This is a genomic window from Actinoplanes sp. NPDC051633 (assembly GCF_040681735.1).
Classification (GTDB): Bacteria; Actinomycetota; Actinomycetes; order Mycobacteriales; family Micromonosporaceae; genus Actinoplanes.
In genome coordinates this window covers 1-4577 of sequence record NZ_JBFAZH010000647.1, presented here as the reverse complement: position 1 = coordinate 4577, position 4577 = coordinate 1, and the positions used below count along the sequence as shown (strand labels likewise).

The window sequence follows — 4577 nt, the reverse complement described above, 5'->3', positions numbered from 1 at the left end:
CTGCTGGGCATCCCGCAGCCGGTCGTCGTCCGGCTGCGGGATGCCCAGCAGATAGGCGTGCGCGGTGTCCAGGCCGTGGGGCGCGGGTTTGTCGATGGCGGCGAAGTAGGCGCCGGCCGGACGCCGCCGGCCGCGTTCGGCGATTTGGTCCAGCAGCCCGCGCATCGCCAGCAGCTCGAGACTGCGGATGTGCAGCCCGACGATGCGGGCGAGCGACACGGGCTCGGTTTCCTTCTCCAGGACGAGCACCCGCACATCGTGCAGCCGCAGTTCGGCGGCGAGCATCGCGCCGGCCGGCCCGCAGCCGGCAATGATCACGTCGTGGGGCGTGCGCTCGACCGTATCGCCGCTGAACGGCAGAGATTCCATGGGTGTTGCCCTCCGGGAGTGCCTGGCGGAAAGGCGCTCCCGGCGACACCTACATCAATCGCCAACCCGTGACGGGAAGGGGGAGCACCCACATCGATACAGCTTCATGGGGTCTCACCTCCTCGGGCGGTGTCACGATCAGCTGCAAGCCCGACCATCATACGTATGCTCGCGCCATGAGCGACGAGATGACGTATGGGCACTTGGGCCGCTCAGGGCTGCGGGTCAGCAGGGTCGGGCCCATGCCACCGGCCGCTTCCCCGACGACCTGACCCGCATCCGCCGGCATGCGCAGTGGCCGGCCGGACTTGTTGCATCGGAATGGCCGACACGGTTGCGCGACCGACTGACCGGACATGCCGGACGCTTACCGCCTCGTCTCGTACCTGGTCATCAAGACCCCGCCGGGCAACGTCTGCGTCTCCACCAGGTTCAATGTCACCCAGCTGTCCACCGCCGTGAAGAACGGTTTGCCACCGCCCACCAGCACCGGGTGGGTCACGATCTCGTACTCGTCGACCAGCCCGGCACGCATGGCCGCGCCGGCGAGCGTTGCCCCACCGACGCGCATTGGCTCGCCGTCCTCGGCCTTGAGCCGGGTGATCTCCTCGACCGCGTCGCCGGTGACCACACGGGTGTTCCAGTCAACCTTGTCGACCGTCGACGAGAACACCACCTTCGGCGTGTCCCGCCAGTTGCGCGCGAACTCGACCTGCGCCGGGGTGGCGCCCGGCTGCTGATCGCCGGTCGGCCAGTAGGAACTCATGGTCTCCCATAACCTGCGCCCGTACAGGAACAGACCAATGGCCCGCTCCTGGTCGAGCCACCACTGAAACAGCTCGTCGCTCGGCTCGCTCCAGCCGATGTCGTCACCCGGCGCGGCGATGAAACCGTCCAGGGACACGTTCATGCCGTAGACCAGCTTCCGCACGGCGCCATGCCCTTCTGCCAGTCGGTCTCGAGAGACGAAACAGCTCGACGCAGGCACCCTACCGGCTACTTGGCGTTGCATTAATCCTACTCGTGGACGCTGTTGGGCGAACCGGGCGGAACGTCGCCTGACCTGGCGGTTCGATCGTCACCAGTTGTCGACGTTGGGTGCCCGTGGTTCCCCTCCCACGGCCCGGAGACGGCCTGATCTTGGTCACTCCCCTCCCGCACGGTCAACGCGCAACGTCCGCTTCGATCTCGTCGAACGACCGTCGGGTTAGAAGTAGATCAGGACCGGCTGGCAGGGGAGCGGGTTCCTGCTCAGCCTGTCTGCCGGTGTCGGCCGATGTCGGCGTCAACGGGGCGGCTTGGCTGTACGGATGGCTGTACGGGTGATGCGGCCACCCCCACCACTGCCAGCGGGCGGCGCAGGCGTCATCGGGCGTCGGTAGCGCGAACTCGTCACGCTGACAGCGCGCTGGGAAAGCGCGTCACGAAGTCCAGCACTCGAACCCAGGTGGGCTCGATGGAGATCCGCGCCATCGGCTGTCCTCGTAGCTGACTTACCCAAGCGTCGCCCTGGGTCTCCCCGAAGTAGCGGCGGGCCGAGGCCGCGTACTCGGGGGAAACGTCGTCGAGCATCTCGACAGAGGCCTGGCCGCGGAGGAGCAACGCCTTGTACGGCCAGGAGGTTGAGTCGTCAATGGTCAGGCCGACGTTGGGATTGCTGGCGAGGGCCCGCAACTTCGGTGCCCGAACCGGCGTGCCGAGGGTGACGACCCGACCGTCCCAGTGGAACCAGATCGGCACCACGCGCGGCGTGCCGTCGGTCCACGCATAGGCCAGCCGCGCCAACTGCTGCGATATCAGCAGCTCCTCTGCCACTGGGTCCTGGAGGAGGGCTAAATCGCTCTGCTGCGCCATTGTCTTGGCTCCTCACGCCGGGACCCGGCGCCCGCAGGGCCCTCGGTCATCCTTCTCCTCACGCGGACCGGCTGGCAAGTCCGTGGTCCGCAAGGCGACGGCGATCCGGCCAGCGGGTTAAGAGGACACCCGCCGAGCCGTGGTCATGGGCGCTGACCACGGCTCGGCAGCTTGGCCGCTCTTGCCATCGGTGCCGGATTTGCGGTCCGTTGGGGTCACGTAGGGGTCAAGCCATCAAGCAGGCTGTGTCGTCGTGGCACGCCCAGCGCAGGGGGTCGGTAGTGGTTCTCTTGGCAACGACCATTGCCGGTCTGTCGCTCGATTACACGAGGCCTCATGCGTGGCATTCTTTGGATACCGGCGACGGCGGGCACGGCCATGTCGGCCCGCTTGACCGGCAGAGTGAAGTGGATCAGGCCAGGCTGGCAGTGGGGTCCCTGCCAGCCTGTCAGACACTGTCGGGCAACGCGGCTGGCTCGGTCGCTGCGATTACTGCCGCGCCATCGCAATGCGGATCTCGCTGTCGGTGTCGGTGATCAGCTCACCGCTGACGTCGACCGTCACGCTGTGCAGGGTGCCGGTGAAGCGGAACGGTGACTGGTAGTCCGGGGTCACTGGCGAGCTCGGGTTGGCGCCGCAGCTCATGCCGCCGGGGTTGAACATGATCGGGGTCGTGACCGGCATGTCGGTCTCGCCTACCAGTTCGCCGTCGATGTAGAGCTGCGCCCGTCCTGGGGCGCCCTTGCCCTGGGCGATGTCCGGCTTGTCGGTGGGTTCGAACTCGAAGCGCAGCGTGTGCCGGCCCTCCGGCACGGGTTCCCGCGAGGACGCGGTGTAGACGGCACGGCCGACGTAGTTGTGGGCGTAGTGCAGCCTGCCGTCCTTGAGGTAGAGCGAGAAGCCGCTGGAGTTGGCGCCCTGACACAGCAGCACCCCTGCGGCGCCGCCGGTAGGGATTTCCACGTCTGCGGTGATGCTGTGCGGGCGGTTGAGGACCTTCGGGGCGACAGCGTACGGCAGCATCTGGGTGCCGGGCCAGAACGTGTAGCTGGTCCGGTCCCTAGTGATCTGCGGGCGTTCGGTCATCAGCCGTTCCACGGCGCTGCCGTCGATCGGTAGCACGCCGTACTTGCCGGCTTCGATGTACCACTGGGCGATCAACGCGATGAGCTTGTCCCGGTGTTGGCCGGCGACGTCGTGGTTCTCGGCGAAGTCCTCGGCGACGTGGTAGAGCTCCCACGCGTTGGCGTCCAGGTCGCTGAGAACCTGGGCCGGGATCGGCGAGCCGAAGGGCCGGCCGGCCTGGGCGAACGACGGTCCCGGCCACGGGCAGACCGCCCGCCATCCGTCGTGGTCGAGGGCGCGGTGGCCGAACATCTCGAAGTACTGGGTGTGGTGTCGGGACGCCGCGCCGGCGTCGTCGAACGTGTGCGCAAAGCTGACCCCGTGCATCGGCGCCTGGGTGACGCCGCGGATGGCGGCCGGTGGCTGCAGGTGGAACGCGTCGAGAACTGTGGGCACCATGTCGACGATGTGGGCGTACTGACTGCGCACCTCACCGCGGGCACTGATGCCGCTCGGCCAGTGAACGAGGAAGGGGTCGCAGGCGCCGCCGCGGTAGGTCTCACGCTTCCAGCGGCGGAACGGCGTGTTGCCCGCCCAGGCCCAACCCCACGGGTAGTGGTTGAACGTTGTCGGGCCGCCCAGCTCGTCGATCCGGGCCACGCTGTCCTCCAGCGGCTCCGGGGCGTTGTTGAAGAATTGCGTCTCATTGGTGGTGCCGCCCGGCCCGCCTTCCGCACTTGCCCCGTTGTCCGAGACGACCATGATCAGCGTGTTGTCCAGTTGACCGGTTTCCCGCAGGAAGTCGAGCAGCCGGCCGATGTGGTGGTCGGTGTGCGACAGGAAGCCCGCGAAGACCTCCATGCTGCGGCTGGCGAGCCGGCGGGCGTCCGGCGACATCGAATCCCAGGTCGGCACGTCCGGGTCGTGCCGGGACAGTTCCGCGCCGGCCGGGACCACCCCCAGCTCCCTCTGCCGGGCGAAGACCCGCTCGCGGTAGGCGTCCCAGCCGTCGTCGAACTGGCCCTGGTAGCGGTCCGCCCACTCCCTCGCTACATGGTGCGGGGCGTGCGTCGCGCCGGGGCAGAAGTGCAGGTAGAAGGGCTTGTCCGGGGCGACCTGTTTGGCGTCGGCGATGAACGCGATCGCCTTGTCGGCCAGATCGGCGCTCAGGTGGTAGCCCTGCTCCGGAGTCGCCGGCGGCTCGACCTGATGATTGTCGGAGATCAGATCCGGATACCACTGGCTGGTGTCGCCGCCGAGGAAGCCGTAGAACCGGTCGAAGCCGCGGC

4 protein-coding genes are annotated in these 4577 nt (G+C 67.9%); all 4 read right to left on the bottom strand.

Translation table 11 applies throughout. From position 1 onward, the window contains the following. The coding region (locus tag AB0M20_RS28765; protein ID WP_364303443.1) for an FAD-dependent monooxygenase at positions 1–369 on the bottom strand (369 nt) is incomplete at its 3' end. A gap of 367 nt (positions 370–736) precedes the next feature. Then, complete coding sequence (locus tag AB0M20_RS28760) at positions 737–1300, bottom strand: dihydrofolate reductase family protein (protein ID WP_364303442.1); 564 nt, start codon at positions 1298–1300, stop codon at positions 737–739. Positions 1301–1761: 461 nt separating this feature from the next. Then, positions 1762–2223 carry a pyridoxamine 5'-phosphate oxidase family protein gene (locus tag AB0M20_RS28755; RefSeq protein ID WP_364303441.1) on the bottom strand — a complete coding sequence of 154 codons (462 nt, stop codon included), beginning with the start codon at positions 2221–2223 and terminating at the stop codon, positions 1762–1764. Between the two features lie 489 nt (positions 2224–2712). Further along, positions 2713–4577, bottom strand: a 1865-nt coding sequence (locus AB0M20_RS28750; protein WP_364303440.1) for a sulfatase-like hydrolase/transferase, incomplete at its 5' end; no start/stop codon positions are given.

Bases quoted from the DNA above. Each gene is read 5' to 3' on its own strand.
- AB0M20_RS28755 (WP_364303441.1), bottom strand. From the start codon at position 2,223: ATGGCGCAGCAGAGCGATTTAGCCCTCCTCCAGGACCCAGTGGCAGAG.